This is a genomic window from Streptosporangium sp. OZ121, assembly GCF_051918885.1.
In the GTDB taxonomy this organism is placed as follows: domain Bacteria; phylum Actinomycetota; class Actinomycetes; order Streptosporangiales; family Streptosporangiaceae; genus Streptosporangium.
This window is the reverse complement of the sequence record NZ_JBPXMC010000007.1, coordinates 124732-145754: the sequence shown is the minus strand read 5'-3', so window position 1 is coordinate 145754 and position 21023 is coordinate 124732. Positions and strand designations below refer to the sequence as shown.

At 71.2% G+C, this 21023-nt stretch carries 21 protein-coding genes; 8 read left to right on the top strand and 13 right to left on the bottom strand.

Annotation, left to right across the window (positions count from 1 at the left end):
- Nucleotides 1–15 precede the first annotated feature (15 nt).
- The 5 genes from ACTOQ1_RS15905 to ACTOQ1_RS15885 form a co-directional block, all read right to left on the bottom strand.
- The gene (locus tag ACTOQ1_RS15905; protein WP_440067839.1) at nucleotides 16–630 is read right to left on the bottom strand and encodes a type II secretion system F family protein; all 615 of its coding nucleotides are present in this window, start codon (nucleotides 628–630) and stop codon (nucleotides 16–18) included.
- A 367-nt stretch (nucleotides 631–997) separates the two neighbouring features.
- Nucleotides 998–1735 carry a type II secretion system F family protein gene (locus ACTOQ1_RS15900; protein ID WP_440067837.1) on the bottom strand — a complete coding sequence of 246 codons (738 nt, stop codon included), beginning with the start codon at nucleotides 1733–1735 and terminating at the stop codon, nucleotides 998–1000.
- Nucleotides 1708–3015 (bottom strand): TadA family conjugal transfer-associated ATPase, encoded by a 1308-nt coding sequence (locus ACTOQ1_RS15895; RefSeq protein WP_440067836.1) that lies wholly within the window; start codon nucleotides 3013–3015, stop codon nucleotides 1708–1710. The genes ACTOQ1_RS15900 and ACTOQ1_RS15895 overlap by 28 nt, the downstream gene beginning before the upstream one ends.
- Nucleotides 3012–4058 (bottom strand): septum site-determining protein Ssd, encoded by a 1047-nt coding sequence (ssd, locus tag ACTOQ1_RS15890; RefSeq protein ID WP_440067834.1) that lies wholly within the window; start codon nucleotides 4056–4058, stop codon nucleotides 3012–3014. The genes ACTOQ1_RS15895 and ssd overlap by 4 nt, the downstream gene beginning before the upstream one ends.
- A 1160-nt stretch (nucleotides 4059–5218) precedes the next feature.
- The gene (locus ACTOQ1_RS15885; RefSeq protein WP_440067832.1) at nucleotides 5219–6007 is read right to left on the bottom strand and encodes an oxidoreductase; all 789 of its coding nucleotides are present in this window, start codon (nucleotides 6005–6007) and stop codon (nucleotides 5219–5221) included.
- 440 nt (nucleotides 6008–6447) lie between these two features.
- On the opposite strand from ACTOQ1_RS15885, the gene acs reads away from it, so the two are divergent.
- From acs to ACTOQ1_RS15865, 4 genes are all read left to right on the top strand, one after another.
- Entirely contained in the window at nucleotides 6448–8433 is a 1986-nt protein-coding gene (acs, locus tag ACTOQ1_RS15880) for an acetate--CoA ligase (RefSeq protein ID WP_440067830.1), read from the top strand.
- Nucleotides 8434–9089: 656 nt separating this feature from the next.
- Nucleotides 9090–9557, top strand: coding sequence for a phage holin family protein (locus tag ACTOQ1_RS15875; RefSeq protein WP_440067828.1), 468 nt, complete (start codon nucleotides 9090–9092; stop codon nucleotides 9555–9557).
- Complete coding sequence (locus ACTOQ1_RS15870; protein ID WP_440067826.1) at nucleotides 9554–10477, top strand: alpha/beta fold hydrolase; 924 nt, start codon at nucleotides 9554–9556, stop codon at nucleotides 10475–10477. Before ACTOQ1_RS15875 ends, ACTOQ1_RS15870 begins: the two co-directional genes overlap by 4 nt.
- On the top strand, nucleotides 10474–10914 hold the full coding sequence (locus tag ACTOQ1_RS15865) for a DUF309 domain-containing protein (RefSeq protein WP_440067825.1): 441 nt from the start codon (nucleotides 10474–10476) through the stop codon (nucleotides 10912–10914). Before ACTOQ1_RS15870 ends, ACTOQ1_RS15865 begins: the two co-directional genes overlap by 4 nt.
- A 170-nt stretch (nucleotides 10915–11084) precedes the next feature.
- Here ACTOQ1_RS15865 and ACTOQ1_RS15860 read toward each other — a convergent pair whose 3' ends face one another.
- Nucleotides 11085–12287 (bottom strand): MarP family serine protease, encoded by a 1203-nt coding sequence (locus tag ACTOQ1_RS15860; protein ID WP_440067823.1) that lies wholly within the window; start codon nucleotides 12285–12287, stop codon nucleotides 11085–11087.
- A gap of 72 nt (nucleotides 12288–12359) precedes the next feature.
- On the opposite strand from ACTOQ1_RS15860, the gene ACTOQ1_RS15855 reads away from it, so the two are divergent.
- Entirely contained in the window at nucleotides 12360–12911 is a 552-nt protein-coding gene (locus ACTOQ1_RS15855) for a HEAT repeat domain-containing protein (protein ID WP_440067821.1), read from the top strand.
- Here the strand turns inward: ACTOQ1_RS15855 and ACTOQ1_RS15850 are convergent.
- Nucleotides 12861–13505, bottom strand: coding sequence for an NUDIX hydrolase (locus ACTOQ1_RS15850; RefSeq protein ID WP_440067819.1), 645 nt, complete (start codon nucleotides 13503–13505; stop codon nucleotides 12861–12863). The genes ACTOQ1_RS15855 and ACTOQ1_RS15850 overlap by 51 nt on opposite strands.
- Nucleotides 13506–13622: 117 nt before the next feature.
- Nucleotides 13623–14342: an endonuclease III gene (gene nth, locus ACTOQ1_RS15845; RefSeq protein WP_440067817.1), complete on the bottom strand. Its 720-nt coding sequence runs from the start codon at nucleotides 14340–14342 to the stop codon at nucleotides 13623–13625.
- An 87-nt stretch (nucleotides 14343–14429) separates the two neighbouring features.
- Here nth and ACTOQ1_RS15840 point away from each other — a divergent pair, with 87 nt between their 5' ends.
- Nucleotides 14430–15110: a Crp/Fnr family transcriptional regulator gene (locus ACTOQ1_RS15840; protein ID WP_344742748.1), complete on the top strand. Its 681-nt coding sequence runs from the start codon at nucleotides 14430–14432 to the stop codon at nucleotides 15108–15110.
- Between the two features lie 142 nt (nucleotides 15111–15252).
- Here the strand turns inward: ACTOQ1_RS15840 and ACTOQ1_RS15835 are convergent, their stop codons facing one another.
- The 4 genes from ACTOQ1_RS15835 to ACTOQ1_RS15820 all read right to left on the bottom strand — a co-directional run bounded on the left by ACTOQ1_RS15835 (nucleotide 15253) and on the right by ACTOQ1_RS15820 (nucleotide 17868).
- Nucleotides 15253–16086, bottom strand: a complete 834-nt coding sequence (locus ACTOQ1_RS15835) for an MBL fold metallo-hydrolase (RefSeq protein WP_440067814.1) — start codon at nucleotides 16084–16086, stop codon at nucleotides 15253–15255.
- On the bottom strand, nucleotides 16083–16919 hold the full coding sequence (locus ACTOQ1_RS15830) for an NUDIX hydrolase (protein ID WP_440067812.1): 837 nt from the start codon (nucleotides 16917–16919) through the stop codon (nucleotides 16083–16085). The genes ACTOQ1_RS15835 and ACTOQ1_RS15830 overlap by 4 nt, the downstream gene beginning before the upstream one ends.
- Nucleotides 16920–17257: 338 nt before the next feature.
- Nucleotides 17258–17716, bottom strand: coding sequence for a RidA family protein (locus tag ACTOQ1_RS15825; protein WP_440067810.1), 459 nt, complete (start codon nucleotides 17714–17716; stop codon nucleotides 17258–17260).
- The gene (locus tag ACTOQ1_RS15820) at nucleotides 17713–17868 is read right to left on the bottom strand and encodes a DUF4177 domain-containing protein (RefSeq protein WP_344742745.1); all 156 of its coding nucleotides are present in this window, start codon (nucleotides 17866–17868) and stop codon (nucleotides 17713–17715) included. The genes ACTOQ1_RS15825 and ACTOQ1_RS15820 overlap by 4 nt, the downstream gene beginning before the upstream one ends.
- Nucleotides 17869–18240: 372 nt before the next feature.
- Here ACTOQ1_RS15820 and ACTOQ1_RS15815 point away from each other — a divergent pair, with 372 nt between their 5' ends.
- Complete coding sequence (locus ACTOQ1_RS15815) at nucleotides 18241–19245, top strand: ArsA-related P-loop ATPase (protein WP_440067808.1); 1005 nt, start codon at nucleotides 18241–18243, stop codon at nucleotides 19243–19245.
- A complete protein-coding gene (locus tag ACTOQ1_RS15810) occupies nucleotides 19242–20369 on the top strand; it encodes an ArsA family ATPase (RefSeq protein WP_440067806.1) in 1128 nt (375 codons plus the stop codon). Before ACTOQ1_RS15815 ends, ACTOQ1_RS15810 begins: the two co-directional genes overlap by 4 nt.
- Before the next feature lie 240 nt (nucleotides 20370–20609).
- Here the strand turns inward: ACTOQ1_RS15810 and ACTOQ1_RS15805 are convergent, their stop codons facing one another.
- Nucleotides 20610–20906: a WhiB family transcriptional regulator gene (locus ACTOQ1_RS15805; RefSeq protein ID WP_012887233.1), complete on the bottom strand. Its 297-nt coding sequence runs from the start codon at nucleotides 20904–20906 to the stop codon at nucleotides 20610–20612.
- Between the last annotated feature and the right edge of the window lie 117 nt (nucleotides 20907–21023).

The following is a 21023-nucleotide window of genomic DNA, read 5'->3' as shown; positions in this document are numbered from 1 at the left end:
AACCCTGTGGATAACTCAGGGAAGCAACACCTCACCGGCGAGACCGGCCACGACGGGGATGATTCCCAGAAAGACGAAGGCGGGGAGAAAACACAATCCCAGGGGGGCTACGACCTGGACCCCCACCCGCTGGGCGGCTGCCGACGACGCGGCGCGAGCGGCACGGCGGGAGTCGTCGGACAGCCTGATGAGGACATCGGCCACCGGTGCGCCGCTCAGCGCGGCCCGGCTCATGGCCCGAGCCAGAGGGGCGAGCGAGCGCTCGGAGTCCAGGACCTGCCAGGCGCTCTCCGGTGCCGCTCCCAGTCTCAGCCGGCCACTCACCCAGGCCAGCCTCTCGCCCAGCGGCCCGCCGATCGCCTCCACCGTCACGTCGATGGCTCCGGTGATCGGCTGGCCGGCGCGCAGGCAGGCGACCATGAGATCGGCCGCCAGTGGCAGATCCGCCGTCACCCTCCGGCGTTCCCCGCGCAGTTCGGGAGGCTCCCGCCTTCGCAGGACCACCAGCGCGATCCCGAAACCTGCGACACCCGCGACCGCCCCCGCCAGGCCCCCCACGGCCAGGAACGCCGCCAGCCCGGGAGCGACGGCGGCCGCGACCTCACCCCGCCCCGGCCGCCGTCGCCCCACCGGCCCACAAGCCGGTCCCTCGAACACATCGCGGCCCCTCCTCCCGGCCGTGCCGCGAGCCGTGCTCGCGGAGGTATCGCGAAACATGCGCGCCGGCGCGTCGCGAACCACCCGCGCGGAAGGATCGCGGGCCACCCCCGCGGACAGGAAGAACGCGGACCCTTCGACCTCCTGCGACATCTCCGGGAACCTGACCGGATGGGATGAGCGCCGCACACGGCGGAGCCGGTCGGCGGGTTCTCTCCGGCTGCTCCACAGCCGAGCGGCGATTCCGGCGAACACCACGGCGAGCAAAATGATCACTGTCTCTCATCCTCTTTGACCTGACCGCCTCTTTGACCTGGCTGCCTCTTTGACCTGGCCGCGGTCATCGGCCCTGCCGGGCACGAGCGACCAGACGGTGGGTCCACCACAGCCCGCAGGCGTCGAGCGCAAGGCCGACGATCAGGCAACCGGCACCCGCCGGGCTGCCGAACAGGAAGTGCAGCGGGCGCATGCCGAGACCGGCCGCCATCAGCAGACCGAGAACTGGTAGACCCGCGAGCAGCCGGGCCGTGGCCCGGGGACCGGCGAGCTGGGCGGCGACGTCGTGACGATGGGCCTCGGCCTCTCGCAGGGAATCGGCGACACGATCGACGAGAACGGACAGACCCGCCCCGGCGGTCACGCTCACCTTCCAGCAGGCGGCCAGCCCGCGGAACGCCTCACCTCCGTGCTCGGGCGCCACCGCCAGCAGAGCGGCGGGGACGTCGCCTCCGTCTCTCGCGGCCGCGACCAGCGGGCGCAGGGCGACGGGATCGGGAAACCCCGCCGCCCCCACGGCCCGCGCCAGCGCCTCACCCGCCGTCCGCCCCGCCGCGAGCTCCGCGGCGAGGCCCTGACACAGCTCGATCGACGCGGCTCGCCAGGCATCCACGCGCTTGGAGGGCCGCGACCGGGCGGTGAATCTCTCGCGGAGAGAACCCGAGGCGACGGCGACCAGGCTTCGACGTCTCATACGGCGCAGGCGGGCGGTGCCGGGATCCGCTCCCGCCCACAACCACGCCGCCAGAGCGGCGAGGACCAGGGCGGTCGCCATCATGACGCCGACCATGACACCGGCCACGACGCCGACCGTGACACCGGCCCGTCGGAGCTCGGCCGGCCGGGGACCTTCGGTCGAGACTCCCTGTGGCGATCGGGCGCGGACATCGTCGGCCCCGGATCCGCGATGCCGGGTGCTCGGGCCGCGAGAGCGGGCAGGCCGGGACCGGGGATCACCTGGCCGTCCTGGGTGAAGGTGAGGGCCGCTTCGGCCTCGACCAGCCCCGAGGGGCGGCGGACCATCATGCAGATCTCGGCGACCCGGCGGCGGCCGTCGGCATGGTCACGGACCAGGTGGACGACGACGTCCAGGGCGGCGGCGATCTGGCTGTGGACCGCCTCCCTGCTGAGACCCGCCGCGCATCCCAGCGCTTCCAGGCGGGGTGGCACATCGGTCGCGGTGTTGGCGTGCAAGGTGCCGCAACCTCCCTCGTGCCCGGTGTTCAAAGCGCTGAGAAGGTCGACGACTTCGGCCCCCCTGACCTCTCCGACGACAAGCCGGTCGGGACGCATCCGCAAGGCCTGGCGGACGAGGTCGCGCAGGCCGACACCACCGGCGCCCTCGAGGTTGGCCGGGCGCGACTCCAGACGGACGACGTGGGGATGAAGCGGTCTCAGCTCCGCGGAGTCCTCGACCAGCAGCAGCCTCTCCCCGGGGTGGGCGAGGGAGAGCAGGGCGGAGAGCATGGTCGTCTTGCCCGTACCCGTGCCGCCCGTGACCAGGAAGGCGAGCCTCGACTCGATCACCGCGGTCAGAACGGCGACGCTGCCGGCCCCGATCGCGCCCGCTTCGACCAGGTCGGGAAGGGTGAAGGTGCGTCTGGGCGGGAGCCGCAGGGAAAGGCAGGTGCCGTTGGGCGCCACGGGTGGAAGGACGGCGTGGAGCCGGACGCCTCCGGCGAGGCGGGCGTCGACGTACGGGCACGCGTCGTCGAGGCGCCTGCCCGCCGCGGAGGCGAGTCGCTGCGCGAGCCGCCGGAGAGCGTCTTCGCCCGGAAAGACGATCGAGGTCAGGCGCAGCCCGCTGCCGTCGTCGACCCACACCTCGCGCGGGCCGTTCACCAGCACATCGGTGACCTCGGCCTCGGCCAGCAACGGCTCCAGCGGACCCGCCCCGATGAGATCGGCGCACAGGACCCGGGCCACCGCCAGGATCTCCGCGTCGCCGAGCATCGCCCGCTCGGCCCGCAGGGCGACCGTGACGTGCGCGGCGCTGGGCTCGACACCTGTCCTGGCCAGCCGTACGCGGACCGCCTCCACCAGCTCCGGCGAGACCGTCACGGCGTTCTCGGCCCGCTTCACGCGTCCGGTCCGAACAGCTCGTGCAGGAACGCGGCGCAGAACCGGCCGAGAGAGGTGCGGCGGCCGAGTGGGGGAACGTCGCCCCGATCGAGCGCGGCGGCGAGACGTGGCTGGTCGGGGAGGCTGCCGCCGTACGGGATGCCGAGCGAGGTCGCCACCACGTCGCCGTTCAGGACCCCGCTGCGCACGACGGCCCGCACCTCGCCCGTGTGCCCGCACAGCCCGGCGAGCACCTGGGCCGCGGCGAGCACGCCACGCACGTCGGCGGTGACGACCAGGAGGGTCGTGGCGGCTCGTCCGAGTGCCTCCACCGCGGCCTGGTCGAGGTGGCGCGGCAGGTCGACGACCACCAGGTCGAAGCCCCTGCGGCCCGCCTCGAGGACCGAGCGCATCGCCTCGGCCGGGATCGGGTCGACCTTGCCCCGGTCGAAGGAGAGCAACGTCAGCCCGCCGTAGGTCGGCAGGGCCGCCTGGAGCGCGGTGTAGCTGACCCTGCCCTCACGGGCGACCAGGTCGGACCAGCGCGCTCCGTCGGACTCCTCCTGCCCGAGCAGGAGGTCCAGACCTCCGCCGAGGGGGTCGGCGTCGACGAGGAGGGTGCGGACGCGCTGCCGGGACGCGGCCAGTGCCAGCGAACCCGCCAGGACGCTGGCTCCCGCTCCTCCCCGCCCGCCCGCGACACACACCACGGATCCGGGTCTCGCGGGCGGCTCGACGGCGTCGGCGAACTCGTCGGCCAGCCGCCGCTCCGCGGCGGGCAACTCCAACACGCCCTGGGCTCCGACCGCGACGCACCTGCGCCATGTGTCGGGATCCTCGGAGGTATGGGTGGCCAGGAAGACGCGGGGGCGAGGTGGCGGACCGGTCGCGGCCAGGGCGTCGGCCACGTCGCCACCGACGACGACCAGCGGGGCGCGGTTCCAGTAGGGCCGGGCGTGCGCGGGCACGTGGGCGACATCGAGCTCGGCTCCGGCCGCGGCGGCGACACGGAGCAGGTCGTCGAGCAGATCGTGGTCTTCGGTGATGACCAGCGGGCGGTCCACGGATGCCTCCCTGAGGTGCGGGAGCCCCACTCTCCGTGACGACCGCCCCTCCTCGGGATACCGAACGCCGCACTGTGGACAACCGGCCGCCCACGGCGCGTCCTGTGGAAAACCCGCGGCCGGTACGTCCACGCGCACACCTGTACGCACAGGAGCGCCCGTCTATAAGCCTGTACGAGCTAGAGCACCCATATATAAGGCCGTATGCGGGAGGGGAGAGTCCGTCACCGGAAGGCGAAGGGGCGTACCGAGGAGGCCACCGCGCCGGGAACGAGACAGGGAAGGCGTGCCGCCCGGACAGAGAGCGACCGGAGAAACCGGACAGAGAGCGACCGGAGAAACCGGACAACGGGCGGCTGGAAAAAGGGGCGACCCCCGCCGGGGGGGAGAGCGGGGGTCGCCAACCGGTCCGGCTCTGGGGGGGTAGAGCCGGTCCCGTTTCAGAAGAAAGCTTTCAACAGCTGCCAGAGCATGGCGAGGGGAGTGCGATGCAACCCATGCGCAGTTACTCCGGTTTGGGGAGATACCACCTCATGCTGCCCGATCAACTCAAGCTTCGTCGAGGAGTAATCCCCGATTTCCACCACTTTTTTTAATGTAACGGTCCAGTCTCTGGATACGGCCCTGCCGAGATGCGCTCTGCGCGCGGGCGGGCGACGGTGACACTCAGTGATCATCGTCAGGGTGTCCAGCCACCCGCCAGGCGCCATACCGCCCAGGCCTCTCGGAGGACAAAACGGGATAACAGATGGTTCGTCCATTAATGTCCCCCGATCCGTAAAGGTCTTGCCCCTAGGGGTTCCCATCAGCGCGGATCGGACGTACAAAGGTTTCACGGACCACTTGTCCGGGCACGGCCGCCGAGTACCCACGCGCCGCCAGCCGCGGGAGGCGCGCTCGAGCGGGCTTGTCCCGCTCCAGCGATTATCAGGTGCACGCTTGGTAACCCGGTAGGAACGTGTCGGCGACGGCGCCCCACACCAGGGGCGCCGTCGGTTTGTGAGGACGGCCGCTCGGGATGTCCGTAATCAGTGACGTTCGGTGATCGAACACGCGGCCGGCCGTCACCCAGAGGCACGAGCAACGCCAGTCGCACCCCAGGGGCACGAGCGAAATCAGCCGTCGCTCAGGGACGCAGGCAAGCGGTGACCCGCTCGAGGTCAGCCTCGCTGCATGGCCTCGCAGATGGCCGTGGCCTCACGCACGCCCAGCGCGACCGCCGACGCGCAGTGCCGCACCCACGCGGCGACGCCCTCGGGGGTTCCGCTCAGATACGACCGCAACCCCTCCCCGTAGGCCGGGCCGAGTTCGAGGTGGCCCACCTCGACGGCCACCAGCGACTTCGGGTCCAGGCCGAACTCCACCAGCGTCAGCCGCTCCGCCGCGCGCGCGACCACCCCGTCCGCCGTCCCGAACGGGCGCAGCACGGCCAGTTCCGCGTGTACGACGGCGGCGAGAACCAGCGCGGGGGCCTTCGAGGAGGCCGTCACCAACTGGACCAGCCCGTCCACCCGTGCCACCGCCTCCTGCGGCCCGGGGGCGGCGCCCAGGCCGAGCGGGTCGGGGGCCTCGGCGGTGGCCCTCGGGCGGCCGAGGTCTCCCGTGCCGCCTTCTCCGGTGAGTCCCGAGGCCGCGAGCGTGTGCAGCCTGGCCAGCACCTGGCGGGGCGCCGTGCGCCAGGTGGCGCCGAGCCGCCCCAGTTCGGCCGAGACGCGCAGCGCGCCCTGCACCACGGGATCGGTGGCCTCGGGGATGACGTCGAGGGGCACGTCCACACCCTCCAGGGCGGCTGACGCGCGGGCACCGCGCAGCGCTGATCTGGCCGACACCTCCGGGCTCTTGCGCCGCAGCACGCGGTGCCCGTAGAGCCGGTCGACGGCCTTGCGCGCGTCGGTGACCGCCTCGGACACTCCGGGCATTCCCGCGATGACAGCCAATGGGTCGTTCACGCTGCCCGACCCTATCGGGACCGCTCGGCGAGGCCCCGACCAGACCGGCGGAGGCGCCCGGGGAAGCCCTCCCTCGGGAAGCCGGAAAGCCGGAAAGCCGGGAAACAGGGAAACCGGCCGAAGGTCCGGCCGCGGGGATCCGGTCCCGGAGGTCCTCCCGGAAGGTCGCCCCGGGCGACAGCGGTCGAACCGTTCACCGAGCACATGCCACCGCCCGGCGCACCGCGCCGCCGCTGCGCGTTGAATAACGCCGTCTACATTCCTACGGTGTCGAAAACGCAACGTTTCGAGGGTAATTATCCCCAAAATTAAGGCGTTTTGAATACATATGATCCCTCATCACCGATTGGTACAGACCTGTCTAGACCTCTTGTGGCGGACACGGGTGGCCTGGTGAAGTGGGACACGACCAGTCGATAGCAGTACGTGAGGAGTGCGTAGTGGCCCCGGAGACCCCTGGTTCCGAGTCGCGTGAGACCCAGGAGACGCTGTCGAACCTGCTGCACGAGACCCGGCGGTTCGCACCTCCTGCCGAGCTGGCCGCGGCCGCGAACGTGACCGCCGACGCCTACGTGGAGGCCGAGCGGGACCGCCTCGCCTTCTGGGAACGGCAGGCCGACCGTCTGGCCTGGTCGAAGCGCTGGGACACCACCCTCGAGTGGAACCCGCCCTTCGCCAAGTGGTTCGTCGGTGGCGAGCTCAACATCGCCTACAACTGCGTCGATCGCCACGTGGAGGCGGGCCGCGGTGACAAGGTCGCCTATCACTGGGAGGGCGAGCCGGAGGGCGACACCCGTACGCTCACCTACTCCGACCTGCTGCGCGAGGTCTCCAAGGCCGCCAACGCGCTCCAGGAACTGGGGGTCGGCAAGGGCGACCGGGTCGCGATCTACATGCCGATGATCCCCGAGCTGCCGATCACGATGCTGGCCTGCGCCCGCATCGGAGCGATCCACTCGGTGGTGTTCGGCGGGTTCTCCTCCGCCGCGCTCAGCGGCCGGATCAAGGACGCCGACGCCAAGCTCGTGGTCACCGCCGACGGCGGCTACCGCCGCGGCGCGCCCAGCGCGCTCAAGCCCACCGTGGACGAGGCCGTCGCGGAGTGCCCCGGCATCGAGCACGTCCTCGTCGTGAGGCGGACCGGCCAGGACGTCGAGCAGACCGACAAGGACGTCTGGTGGCACGACGTCGTGGACCGGCAGTCCGACGTCCACGAGGCGCTGCCGAACGACGCCGAGGATCCGCTCTACATCCTCTACACCAGCGGGACGACCGGCAGGCCCAAGGGCATCCTGCACACCACCGGCGGCTACCTCACCCAGGCCGCGTACACCCACAACGCGGTGTTCGACCTCAAGCCCGACACCGACGTCTACTGGTGCACCGCCGACATCGGCTGGGTGACCGGCCACTCCTACATCGTGTACGGCCCGCTGGCCAACGGCGCGACCAGCGTCATCTACGAGGGCACCCCGGACACCCCGCACCGCGGCCGGTTCTGGGAGATCGTGCAGAAGTACGGGGTCACGCTGCTCTACACGGCCCCGACGGCCATCCGCACGTTCATGAAGTGGGGTGACGACATCCCCGCCAAGTACGACATGTCCTCGCTGCGGATCCTGGGCAGCGTCGGTGAGCCGATCAACCCCGAGGCGTACGTCTGGTACCGCGAGCACATCGGCGGCAACCGTACCCCGGTCGTCGACACCTGGTGGCAGACCGAGACCGGCGCCGTCATGATCAGCCCGCTGCCCGGTGTCACCGAGGGCAAGCCCGGCGCGGCCATGCGCCCGCTGCCGGGCATCACCGCCGACGTGGTCGACGACCAGGGCCGGAGCGTGGGCAACGGCGGTGGCGGCTACCTGGCGATCCGCGACCCGTGGCCCTCGATGCTCCGCACGATCTGGGGCGACGACCAGCGCTACATCGACACCTACTGGTCCCGCTTCGAGGGCATGTACTTCGCGGGCGACGGCGCCAAGAAGGACCAGGACGGTGACATCTGGCTGCTCGGCCGGGTGGACGACGTCATGCTCGTCTCCGGGCACAACATCTCCACCACCGAGGTCGAGTCGGCGCTGGTCTCCCACCCGAAGGTCGCCGAGGCGGCCGTGGTCGGCGCGACCGATCCGGTGACCGGGCAGGCCATCGTGTCGTTCGTGATCCTGCGCGGCAACGCCGAGGAGGGCGCGGACATCGCGGCCGAGCTGCGCGCCCACGTGTCCAAGGCGCTGGGCCCGATCGCGAAGCCGCGCCAGATCCTGGTGGTCCCCGAGCTGCCCAAGACCCGCTCCGGCAAGATCATGCGGCGTCTCCTGCGTGACGTGGCGGAGAACCGCAGCGTCGGCGACGTCACCACCCTGGCCGACAGCACGGTGATGAACCTCATCTCGGAGAAACTGCCCAGCGCCAAGAGCGAGGACTGAGCGAGCCGGGACACCCGGGTGGGCCGGAGACGCCGGAGACGCCGGAGACGCCGGAGACGCCGGAGACACGGCCCACCCGGAGAGACCGAACCTCTTGATCACTCCGAGCCATCGCGAAAAGCCCTCCGCGCACGTCCTTCCGTGAGCTCCCCGCCGGCCCACGAACTCCGTGGGCTCGGGTGAGCTCACGGAACTCGGGTGAGCTCACGGAAAGGGCCTTCGGACGGTTCCCCCGAAGGGGGCCTTCCGAAGGCGGGACCGCCGACGGCTTTCCGGCGACCTCTCCGTCGACGTCTTCGAGGAAGTCCTCGAAGACACCTCCGGTCGCGTCTCCGATGACGGGGACTCGCCGCTCGGGAGGCCCTTCTCACCGGTCCGGTCTCACGGGTCACGGCCCCCGGCGGTGGGTCTGTGGTGCAGGTTCTCACCACCGGACAGCCGAGACCTCACCAAACCGGTGCAGTCCCCCGCCTCCCTTCCTCTCCGGGACTAAAGTCTGAAGTCTTGACGACGCAGATATTTGATGACAGGTACGCGATGACCACCGGCGTGCTCGCGACGCCGGTTCCGGCGACGATTCCGCTGCGGGTGTGCGTGCGCGACCGCCTCAACGCGCAGCATGATGTTCGACAAAGGCCCTCGATAGGAGATCGTCCATGACACATATCCCGCCCGCGGAACCACAGGAGGAGTCACTGGGCGCGCTGGTCGCCGCCGCCAGCGACCACATATCCACCCTGGTCCGTGCCGAGATCGAACTGGCCAAGGCCGAGTTCAGGTTCGACGCCAAACGGGTCGGCACGGCGGCGGGGCTCTTCGGCGCCGCGGCGTTCATGGCCCACCTGTGCCTGATCCTCGCCTCGTTCACGATCGCCTATGCCCTGATCGGCGCGGGCATGTGGCCCTGGGCCGCCTTCCTGATCGTCACCTTGCTCTACCTGCTCACGGCCGGGCTGCTGGTCTTCATCGGCATGCGGCGGCTCAAGGGCCTGACCGGGATGAAGCGGACACTGCGCTCGCTCAAGACCATCAGGAGCGGCGAGCCCGAGCCCGCTCCCGGCACGGCTCCGCTCCCCACCGTTCAGGCGGACGGCCGTCGCGACCCCGCGAGACCCGGCCAGTGAGCAGGCCCGACGAGTCCCTGGTCAAGATCGAGGGGCCGTGGACCCACCGCTCCGTCCACGCCGGAGGTACCCGCTTCCACGTCGTGGAGGCCGGTACGGGCCCCCTCGTGCTGCTGCTCCACGGATTCCCGCAGTTCTGGTGGAGCTGGCGCAACCAGCTCGTCTCGCTCCCGGCGGCGGGCTACCGCACCGTCGCCGTCGACCTGCGGGGATACGGAGCCAGTGACAAGCCTCCGCGCGGCTACGACCTGCACACCCTCGCCGCCGACGCGGCCGGGCTGATCCGGGCGCTGGGCGAGACCGGTGCGATCGTCGTCGGCCACGACTGGGGCGGGCTGCTCGCCTGGACCATGGCCGTGACGGATCCCAAGGCGGTCCTGCGGCTGGTCCCGGTCTCGGCTCCGCACCCCCGCCGTCTCCGTGCCACGCTGTTCACCGAGCCCTTCGGCCAGCTCAGGGCGGCCCGCTACGCGCTGGGCTTCCAGCTGCCGCTGCTTCCCGAGCGGCGCCTGACCGCCAACTCCGGCGCCAGGGTGGGGCGGCTGCTCGACCAGTGGTCGGGCCCCGGCTGGCCTGAGGAGGACGTGGCGAGGACCTACCGCGACGCGTTCCGCATTCGCAACGTGTCGCACTGCGCGCTGGAGTACCACCGCTGGTTCGGCCGCTCCCAGCTCCGGCCGGACGGATGGCACTACGCGAGGACCATGCGTACCCAGATCAACGTGCCGACCCTGCAGTTGCACGGCACGCTCGACAGGCACATCCTGCCGCGTACCGCCCAGGGCTCCGGCCGCTACGTCGCCGCCCCCTACCGGTGGCGGCTGATGGAGGGCGCCGGGCACTTCCCGCACGAGGAGCGCCCCGATGAGTTCGACGCCGAGCTCGTCGCCTGGCTGGCCGACCCGGAGCCCGACCGGTGAACGGGCGGGACCGGGATCCTGACGGGAGGCCGCGCAACCAGCGTCCCCGCGACGCGTTCGGGCGCCCGCTGCCGCGCGGCGCCGAGGGCGTGGAACGCATTCCGGACGACTACGCGCCGAGCACCGAGGAGGCCCTCTCCGAGGCGCGCCGCCTGCTCGGCGAGAGGCGGCCGTTCCACGCCCACGAGGTGCTGGAGGGCCGCTGGAAGACCTCCCCCGAGGAGGAACGCGAGCTGTGGCAGGGACTGGCGCAGATCTGTGTCGGCCTCACCCACCTGCAACGGGGCAACCGCCGCGGGGCCGCGACGCTGTTCGCGCGGGGCGCCGACCGGATCAGCCGCTACGGCATGCCGTACGAGCGGATCGCCAGGACCGCCCACGAGCTCGACACCCTGGAGGCCGAGGCGGCCATCGCCAGGATCGAGGAACTCCTCTGAGCTTCGCCCCCGCCGTCCGGACGTGCCGGCGAGAAGTCCCGTGACGACATGCGCGGACGGCGCTCGCACGGCGCCCTGACGATGCTTGGACGGCGCTCGCGCGGGTTCGCGGGCCGGGAGCGTCAGACGACCGGACCGGGCACCACGGAGCAGGACCAGGCACCATGAAGCTAGTTCTGGTCGCACTCCTGGGTGTCGACCCGGTTGAAGAGCCTGGAGCCGTCCTCGGCGTCCGGCGCGACCTCGGCGGCGGTGAGCACGTAGCCGGTCTCCTGCTGATTGAGGGCCGCGGCGAAGACGACACCGTAGACCTTGCCGTCGGGGGTGAGCAGCGGGCCGCCGGAGTTGCCCTGGCGGACCAGGCCGCGGATGGCGTACACGTCGCGGACGACGCTCTTGCGCTCGTAGATGTTGAACCCCTTGGCCTTCTGCTGCACCCGGATGCGGGCCACGTTCATGGTGTAGCCATGGCCGTGCGGGAATCCGGCGACGATCGCGTCGTCGCCCTTCTTCGCGCTGCCGTCGAAGCGCAGGATGGGCATGTTGAGCCCGGGGACGTGGAGGATGGCGATGTCGCGGTCGGGGTTGTAGAGCACGACCTTGGCCGGGTGGGTCTTGTCGAGGTAGTCGGTGACCTGCAGCCCCTGGTTGACCCCGGCGACCACGTGCGCGTTCGTCATGATCTTGTTCTGGGCGTAGACGAAACCGGTGCCCTCGATGTGCTTGCGGCAGCTCGTGGCCACGCCCTGGACCTTGACGATGCCCCGGCGCGCGCGATCGAGCTGCCGGTTGCCCTTCGCCGCCACGCTCTGGTCGGGCGGCGAGACGTCGACGAGCTGGCCGCCTCCGATGGCGTCGAACACCTTGGGGAAACCGGAGGTGTCGATGAAGTTCTTGAAGGGGACCTGCAGCTCCTTGGCCGCGCTGGGCAGCGTCTGGTCGACCGTGGTCAGCAGCAGGGACCTGTTGACCTGCTCGCTGATCAGGGTGAACTGCGACGACGCCAGCAGCGAGCCGATCAGCCACGCGATGATCAGCACGGAGAAGGCGCTCGCGAAGGTGCCGCCGACCGCGTCGACGACCTTGGCGGGCTCCCAGGTGACATGGCTGCGGACCACCGCGCCGATCGTGGACGAGGCGAACTGCCCGACCGTGGCGGAGAGGAAGACGATGACGATCGCCAGCAGGGCGCGCTCGGTCTCACCGTCGACCACGGCTCCGGCGATGGGCGGGGCGATGAACATGCCCAGCAGCCCGCCACCGACAAAACCGACAAAGCTCAGGGCACCGATGATGAACCCCTGGCGGTATCCCGACACCGCGAAGGCCACCATCAGGGCGATCAGGATGAGATCGAGGAGATCACCGCTCACTCCCTTACGGTATCCAGCCGCCGCCCCGCGCGTGCACACCTTCTGCGAGGTCTCTGCGGTTATCGTGGCCGGATGGCGATGATCGGAGGGGCGGCGGCCGTGGAGTCTCTCATCGAGACCGCACTGCGAGAACGGGACCAGGAGGGTGCGGCCCGCTGGCGCGCGATCACCCAGCTGCAGGAGCGCGGCGATCTGGAGACCTTCACCGCGGCACGGAGGCTGTGCTCGGGCAGGACCACCGCCGAGCGGATGCTCGGGGTCGACATCCTGGGGCGGCTCGGCTTCGTCGACCGGACGCTGCCGGTGCTCCGCGCCCTGTCCGTCCAGGAGGAAGACTGCCTGGTGCTCTACTCGGTGCTGATCGCCTTCGGTCATCTCAGGGACCGCCGCGCGCTGCCGTCGGTGATCGCCCTCGCCGAGCACGGCGATCCCCGGATCAGGTACGGGGCCGCCTACGCGCTGCCGAACATCATGGGCAGCCCACCCGACCCGACGGGCCTGGCCGCGCTGCGGCGGCTCACCCTCGACCCCGACGAGGACGTGGCCGACTGGGCCCGCCTCGGCCTCGCCCTGTCAACGGGACGCGAGGTTGAGGACGTCGGGCGGGATGTCCTCGACTCGTGACCGGTCCCAGGGAAGCTCGAAGCCCGAACCGCCGAGCACCCCGTCGAGCACTCCCGCGGTGAACCCCCACACCAGCAGCCCGCGCACCCGGAACGCCGGTCCGATGTGACCGCTCGGGTGGCGCAGCCTGATCCGGTTGGCCGGGTCGACGAGCTCGCGGACCGGGACCCGCTCCACCGACTCCACCTCGTCGGGCGAGGCCGCGTGCACCACGCAGGGCGTGTGCCACCAGCCCAGCACCGGGGTCACCCGGTTGTCGCTGTGGCTCAGGTACAGCTCGGGCATGGTCCCGAGCACCCGGACGCCCGCCGGGTCGAGACCGGTCTCCTCGCTCGCCTCGCGCAGCGCTGCGGCGATCGGGCCGTCGTCCTCGGGATCCACCCCGCCGCCGGGGAACGCGGGCTGTCCCGCGTGCGTGCGCCCGCGCGAGCTCCGCTGGATGAGCAGCACGTCAGGCCCGAGCGGCCCCTCGCCGAAGAGCAGGAGCACCGCGGCCGCCCGCCCCCCGGACGCCGGAGGGCGGAGCATCGGGGTCACCGGCATTCCCGTGACCCGCTCCGCCAGCGTTTCCAACCACCCAGGGACCTCTTCCACGGGCACACCTCCGGTTCTCTGCAACACGGTGTCCCGCCCCGCGCTTCCCGGTGTCCGCGGATCCGCGGGACGCGGAAACACCGGCCGGACGGCCACCCGGCGACGATGAAGGAGAAATCACGAGAAGGGGCCGGGGCGCACCAGCTTGGCGGCCCGGGCCGGATCGACGGGGCCGATGCCGTAGGAGGGGCAGAGCGCGGCGAGCGGGCAGACGCCGCAGGCCGGTGTGCGGGCGTGGCAGACGCGGCGGCCGTGCCAGATCAGGCGGTGGGACATCATCGTCCAGTCGCGCTTCGGGATGAGCTCGGCGACGACCTGCTCGATCTTCACCGGATCGGTCTCCGAGGTCCAGCGGAAGCGGTGGGTGAGCCGCTGGAAGTGGGTGTCGACGGTGATGCCGGGCACCCCGAAGGCGTTCCCGAGCACGACGTTGGCCGTTTTGCGGCCGACTCCGGGCAGGGCGACCAGGTCCTTCAGCTTCCCGGGCACCTCGCCGCCGTGGCGCTCGCACAGGGCCTGGGCCATGCCGATGATGCTGTTGGTCTTGGCGCGGAAGAAACCGGTGGGCCGGATGATCCCCTCCATCTCGGCCCGGTCGGCACCTGCATAGTCTTCCGCTGTGGGATATTTGGCAAAAAGGGTAGGAGTAACCGTATTAACCCTTTTGTCCGTACATTGGGCGGACAGGATCGTCGCGACCAGCAGTTCGAGGGGATTGCGAAAGTCGAGCTCGCAGTGGGCGTCAGGATAGGTTTCCACCAGAATCCGGTCCATTCGACGAGCTCGACGAACCAGGGCAAGCTGGGATTCACCACCAGGGCTGACGTTGCGGAGCACTCCGCCAGCCTACGCTCAAGGCCCCCCGGAGAGCGGCACGATGGGATGGGTCACAATGACTGCGTGAGCCGTGAAACAGGAGGCACTGTGAACTCCGACGACGTGCTGGGCAAGGCCCCTCTGTTCGCCGCGCTCGACCGTGAGAGCGCCGCCGCGCTGCGCACGAGCATCTCCGAGGTGGAACTGTCCAAGGGACAGACCCTCTTCAGCGAGAACGAGACCGGGGACCGCCTCTACGTGGTGCTCGAAGGCAAGATCAAACTCTCCCGGACCTCGCCAGACGGCCGGGAGAACCTGCTCAGCGTGCTCGGTCCGAGCGAGATGTTCGGCGAACTGTCCCTGTTCGATCCCCGTCCCCGTACGGCGTCGGCCACCGCGCTGACCGACGTCCGCCTGGCCGGGCTCGGACACGACGACCTGCGGCCCTGGCTGACCGGCCGGCCCGAGGTCGCCCTCCACCTGCTGCGGGCCCTGGCCCAGCGCCTGCGCCGTACGAACGACGTGCTGGCCGACCTGGTCTTCACCGACGTGCCGGGCCGGGTGGCCAAGGCCCTGCTCGACCTGGCCGAGCGCTTCGGCCAGCGGATCGACGACGGCGTACGGGTCCACCACGACCTCACCCAGGAGGAGCTGGCCCAGCTGGTCGGCGCCTCGCGGGAGACCGTGAACAAGGCGCTGGCCGACTTCGCCCAGCGAGGCTGGCTGCGCATCGAGGCAAAGGCCGTGGTCATCATGGACCTGGAGCGGCTGCACAACCGCTCGCGCTGAGCCGCCTTCCCGAGAAACCCCCAGGACCCCGGAGACCTCGGGGAACCCCGGGAAAGCCAGGGAGGCCCCGGCAGGACGAGCTCTGGGAAAGGACCGTTCCGAAGGCGGCCGCTCCGAGGAGCGGGCCGCCCCGGAGGCGGGTCTACCCGTCGAGATAGGCGAGCTGCGCGCGGACCGACATCTCGGCGGCGGGCCAGAGGGACCTGTCCACGTCCGCGTAGACGATCTCGACGATCTCCCGGGGCGTCGCCGCCCCCCGCCGCCTGGCCTCCCGGATCTGGTCGAGCCTTTGCCGCCGGTGCGCGATGTAGCCGTCGAGGGCGCCGATCGGGTCGGGCAGTACCGGACCGTGGCCGGGCAGCAGCGCCTCGGCCCCGACCCGCTCGGCCCTCGCCCGGAGCAGGTCGAGGGAGCGCAGGTAGTCGGCCAGGTCTCCGTCCGGGGCGATCATGGTGGTGCCGCGGCCGAGCACCGTGTCACCGGTGAGGATCGCCCGGTCCCGCGGCAGCCAGAAGCAGAGCGAGTCGAACGAGTGACCGGGCGTGCCCACGACGTGCAGTTCCAGCTCCCCGGCCGTGAGCACGTCGCCGTCGCCGAGCCCCTCCTCACCCAGCCGGTGCGCGGGATCCAGGGCCCTGACGGGCGCCCCGACCAGTCCGGCGAACTTCGCGGCGCCGCCGCTGTGGTCGTGGTGTCCGTGGGTGAGCAGGATCGCGACGACGCGGCGGCCCTCCAGGTGCCCGGCGAGGCGCGCGAGGTGCTCGTCGTCGTCCGGTCCGGGGTCGACGACCAGCACCTCCTCCCCGAACTCCCCGAGTTTCCCGGCCTCCCCGGGCCCCCCGGGCTCCCGGAGGCCGATCACCCACGTGTTGGTGCCGTCCAGGGTCATCTCGGAGGGGTTCGGGGCGAGGAGGTTGAGCGCGTGGTCCGTACCGGCCCCGTCCGGTCCCTCCAGGGGGATCCGCAGCCCGCTCACCGCGCGCCGAACCGGTAGTCGTCGTCGAGCACGATGCGCATCTCCCCGTCCACCTCCGCGATCTTCGGCATGAAGGTCACGATCTCACGATCGGCCGCGAGCACCTCGGCCACCTTCTCGTAGGCGCTCAGCTCGGTGAGCGTGCGGTACGTCGGGGGCATCAGGAAGATCCGGCCCGTTCCGCCCTGGTCGAGCGCGTCGGCGGACCGGATCCAGACGACCTGGTCGGCCTCGCCGCCGACGTCGCGGGTGAGCTGGCCCGCCGGGAGCGCCGCGACGAAGAACCGGGTGTCGAAGCGCCTGGTCTCGACCTCGGGAGTGATCCAGTGCGCCCAGGGACGGAGCAGGTCGGAACGGAGGACCAGGCCGCGCCGGCCGAGGAAGTCGGCGAAGGACAGGGTCTTGCCGATCAGGGCGAGCCGGTCGGCCTCCCAGTCGTCGCCGGTGGTGTCGGACACCACGGTCTCCGCGGACGGACCGGCCAGCAACACCCCCGACTCCTCGAACGTCTCCCGTACGGCGGCGCACACCAGGCCCCGGGCGGTCCGCTCGTCCGCGCGGAAGATCTCGCCCCAGGCGGCGGGCGGAGGACCCGCCCAGTCGATCTCATGGTCGGTGTCGCGCGGGTCGACCGACCCGCCGGGAAAGACGTAGGCCCCCGCGGCGAAGGCCATGCTCGCCTTGCGCCGCAGCAGGTACACCTCCAGCCCGCCGGCCTCCTCACGGAGGACGACCACGGTGGCGGCGTCCCGGGCCGGGACGGGGGCGACCCGCCCGGCCAGGATGTCGCGTGCGCGCTCGCCCAACTCACCGGGAAGCGGGATACCGCCCATTGAGACCCTCCACCAGAACATCACTCGGTTGCAGGTCAATCATGTGGCACGGCACCGTCGCGGACAATCGCGGGTCCACAGCGGGTCCACAGCGGTGCCCCGTGGCACGGCGCGCCCGTACGGCCCCTGGCGGGCCCCCACGGCACCCGTGCGGCCCCGGGCGAGCCCGGCCGCCCCAGGGGACCTCAGCCGCGGCCGGCGGGCCTCAACGGCCACCAGGGGCCTCCCGCCTCCGACGGCCCCCGGGGCCGTCAGGGCCGTCAGGGCCGTCAGGGCCTCACCGATCCACGGGGGCGCCCGGGCGACCTCAGCCGATTGACCGGGGCGCCCGGGCGACCTCAGCGGACCTCGGCGATCACCTCGACCTCGACCGGCGCGTCCAGCGGAAGGACGGCGACGCCGACCGCGCTGCGGGCGTGCCTGCCCGCGTCACCGAGCACCGCGGCGAGCAGGTCGCTGGCGCCGTTGACGACCTGTGGCTGGCCGGTGAAGCCCGGAGCGCTGGCCACGAAACCGACCACCTTGACGATGCGGACGATGTTCGACAGTCCTCCGGCCTCCGACGCGACGGCGGCGAGGGCGTTGAGCGCGCACGCCCTCGCGAGCTCGTAGGCGTCCTCGACGTCCACCTCGGCGCCGACCTTGCCGGTGGCCACCAGCTTGCCGTCCACGATCGGGAGCTGCCCCGACGTGTGGACGTGATCGCCGGAACGCACCGCCGGGACGTACGCCGCCAGCGGCGGCACCACCTCCGGCAGGGTCAGGCCCAGCTCCGCCAGTCTCTCCTCGGCCGTCACTGCCTCGGCCGCTTCAGGTAGGCGACCAGCTGCTCGGGGTTGGGGCCCGGCACGACCTGGACGAGCTCCCAGCCGTCCTGGCCCCAGTTGTCAAGAATCTGCTTCGTCGCGTGGACCAGCAGCGGCACCGTCGAGTACTCCCATTTCGTCATGCGGGACACATTAGCGAGACCGCCCCCGGCAAGCGGCCCACCTCGAAGCGTCGGACGCGGGGACGGCCCGCTGTGAGAATCTGCATATTTACTTTGCGAGTCCGATCGATTAGCGACACGAACACGTACGGTCTCCCGGACCGCGCGCCGGGTCCCCGGCGGGCCCGGCCCCGGCGCGTACGGGCCACACGACCGCGCTGAACAGGGCGATCCTCGGCGAATGCCCACAAAGAAGGCATCTCGGCCGCTCTCCGGACGGGCGCCCGCGACCGGGCGCGGCCGCCCTCGCCCGCCGGAGGGGCGTGCCGGTGCGGGCCCTCCGGGGGAAGGTGCCGAGGAGTTGTCAAGTAGCCGTTGGGTAGCCTTCGAAGGGTGAGAGCTCGCGACACCGATTGGGACGGCGTACGCCTTCACGTCGTCACCGGCAAGGGCGGCACCGGCAAGACCACGGTGGCCGCCGCACTCGCGCTCGCCCTCGCGGCGGGTGGCAGAAAGGTCCTGCTGGTCGAGGTCGAGGGCCGCCAAGGGATCTCCCGGGTCTTCGACCTGCCGCCCCTGCCGTACGAGGAGCGCAAGATCGCCGTCGCGCCAGGCGGCGGGGACGTCTACGCGCTGGCCATCGACGCCGAGGAGGCCATGCTCGAGTACCTCGAGATGTTCTACGGCATGCGCAGGGCGGGCTGGGCGCTCAGCAAGATCGGCATCGTCGACTTCGCCACCACCATCGCCCCCGGCTTCCGTGACGTCCTGGTCACCGGCAAGACGAGCGAGGCCGTCCGGCGCAAGGGCAAGGACGGCAGGAGGACCTACGACGCGGTCGTGCTGGACGCGCCGCCGACCGGCAGGATCGCGCGCTTCCTCAACGTCACCAACGAGGTCGCGGGGCTGGCCAGGGTCGGTCCGATCAAGAACCACGCCGACCTGGTGAACGGCGTCGTCTCCTCACCCGAGACCGCCGTGCACTTCGTCACGCTCCTGGAGGAGATGCCGGTCCAGGAGACCCTGGACGGCCTGCGCGAGCTCCGCGCCGCCGGGCTCCCCCCTGGCGGGATCTTCGTCAACATGATCCGCGAGTCGCTGCTCCCCGCCGCCGTACTGGACGCCGCCGCCGAGGACAGGCTCGACCCGGCCGAGCTGGTGCTCGGCCTCAAGGCCGCCGGACTCACCGACGGCGGCCCCGCCGGCGTCGCGATGGCCGAGGCCCTGACCGAGGAGATCGCCGAACACGCCCGCCGCACCGAGCTGGAGCGGGATGAGAGGCTGTCGCTGGACAAGTCCGCCCGTCCCCGCTACGACCTGCCGTTGCTGGCCGACGGGGTGGACCTGTCGGGGCTGTACGAGCTGGCGGAATCGATCCGCACCCAGGGAGCAGCGTGAAGACCCCCCCGTTCCTCGACCTCGACGCGATCATCGACGATCCGAACACCCGGATCGTCGTCTGCTGCGGCTCCGGCGGTGTCGGGAAGACCACCACCGCCGCGGCGCTGGGGCTGCGCGCGGCCGAGCGCGGCCGTTCCGCCGTGGTGCTCACGGTCGACCCCGCGCGGCGGCTGGCGCAGTCGATGGGACTCACCGAACTCGACAACACCCCCAGGCCCGTCATGGGCGTCGAGGGGGACGGCCGGCTGCACGCCATGATGCTCGACATGAAGCGGACCTTCGACGAGATCATCGAGGCGCACGCCGACCCCGAGCGAGCCCGCCAGATCCTGACGAACCCCTTCTACCAGTCCCTGTCGTCGAGCTTCTCCGGCACGCAGGAGTACATGGCGATGGAGAAGCTGGGCCAGCTCAGGCGGTCGGACGACTGGGATCTGATCATCGTCGACACCCCGCCGTCCCGCTCCGCGCTCGACTTCCTCGACGCTCCCGAGCGGCTCGGCCGCTTCCTCGACGGCAAGCTGATCCGGGTGCTCATGCTTCCCGCCAAGGCCGGGGGACGCAGCGCGTTCAAGCTGTTCAACGCGGGTTTCGGCATCGTCGCAGGGGCGCTGACCAAGCTGCTGGGCGCGCAGGTGCTCAAGGACCTGCAGACGTTCGTGTCCGCGCTGGACGCCGTCTTCGGTGGTTTCAGGGCGCGGGCGGATCAGACCTACCGGCTCCTGCAGGCCCCGGGGACGGCGTTCGTCGTCGTGGCCTCGCCCGAGCGCGACGCGATGCGCGAGGCGTCCTACTTCGTGGAGAGGCTGGCCGAGGAGCGCATGCCCCTGGCGGGTCTCGTCGTCAACCGGGTGCACCGCTCGCCCGCGTCCATGCTGTCCGGGGCGCGGAGCACCGCCGCCGCGGAGGACCTGGAGTCGCGCGGCGAGCACGAGCTCACCTCCGCCGTGCTGCGGTTGCACGCCGGTCGGATGCAGCTGGCCGCTCGCGAGCGACGCGAGGAGGAGCACTTCATCTCCGCCCATCCCACCGTGCCCGTGGCGCGGGTCCCGGCCATGGCGCAGGACGTGCACGACCTGGAGGGGCTGCGCGAGGTGGGCGACCTCCTGGCCGCCCGCTAGCCGTACGGCGGTGTGATCCCGGGTCGCCGGGCCCTGGGCGGCGCTCCGTGCGCCGGCCCGGGTGGCGCTCCGGGCGCCGCCGGGCGACCCGCTGCCAGGTGACCCGGAAAACTGCCAGGTGACACCGGAGAAGCCTCCGCCGGGCGGACCCGGAGAACACGCGCGACGCGCGCGCTCTCCGGCCCGTGACATGCGTGTACGGCTGGCGCTCGGCGCCAGCCGTACGGGATGGGCGCGAACTCAGCCGGCGATCAGCTCATTAGTCCGCTCGTATTCCTCTTTGGCCAACTCCAGCAGGTCCCGCCAGGAGTCGACATCCGGTCGCCGGCGCAACAGCGCTCGGCGTTCGCGCTCGGTCATCCCGCCCCACACCCCGAACTCGATGCGATTGTCCAGCGCATCGGCGAGGCACTCGGTCCGGACCGGGCATCCTCGGCAGATCAGCTTCGCTCGGTTCTGGGCAGCACCCTGAACGAACAAAGCGTCAGGATCCGCACCCTTACAGGCCGCACGGGAGGTCCAATCCGTGATCCACATTCGACCCCACTCCCCTTTAGGTGGTCAGTCGTGACTTGGGCCGACGGGCGCGGGCGTCGGGCCTCGGTATTCAATTGCTGCAGAAAGAGAACGTACGCAACCAGACGTTCGGGCCGA

Bases quoted from the DNA above. Each gene is read 5' to 3' on its own strand.
- ACTOQ1_RS15875 (WP_440067828.1), top strand. From the start codon at position 9,090: ATGACACATATCCCGCCCGCGGAACCACAGGAGGAGTCACTGGGCGCG.
- ACTOQ1_RS15855 (WP_440067821.1), top strand. From the start codon at position 12,360: ATGGCGATGATCGGAGGGGCGGCGGCCGTGGAGTCTCTCATCGAGACC.
- ACTOQ1_RS15830 (WP_440067812.1), bottom strand. From the start codon at position 16,919: ATGGGCGGTATCCCGCTTCCCGGTGAGTTGGGCGAGCGCGCACGCGAC.
- ACTOQ1_RS15820 (WP_344742745.1), bottom strand. From the start codon at position 17,868: ATGACGAAATGGGAGTACTCGACGGTGCCGCTGCTGGTCCACGCGACG.
- ACTOQ1_RS15805 (WP_012887233.1), bottom strand. From the start codon at position 20,906: ATGTGGATCACGGATTGGACCTCCCGTGCGGCCTGTAAGGGTGCGGAT.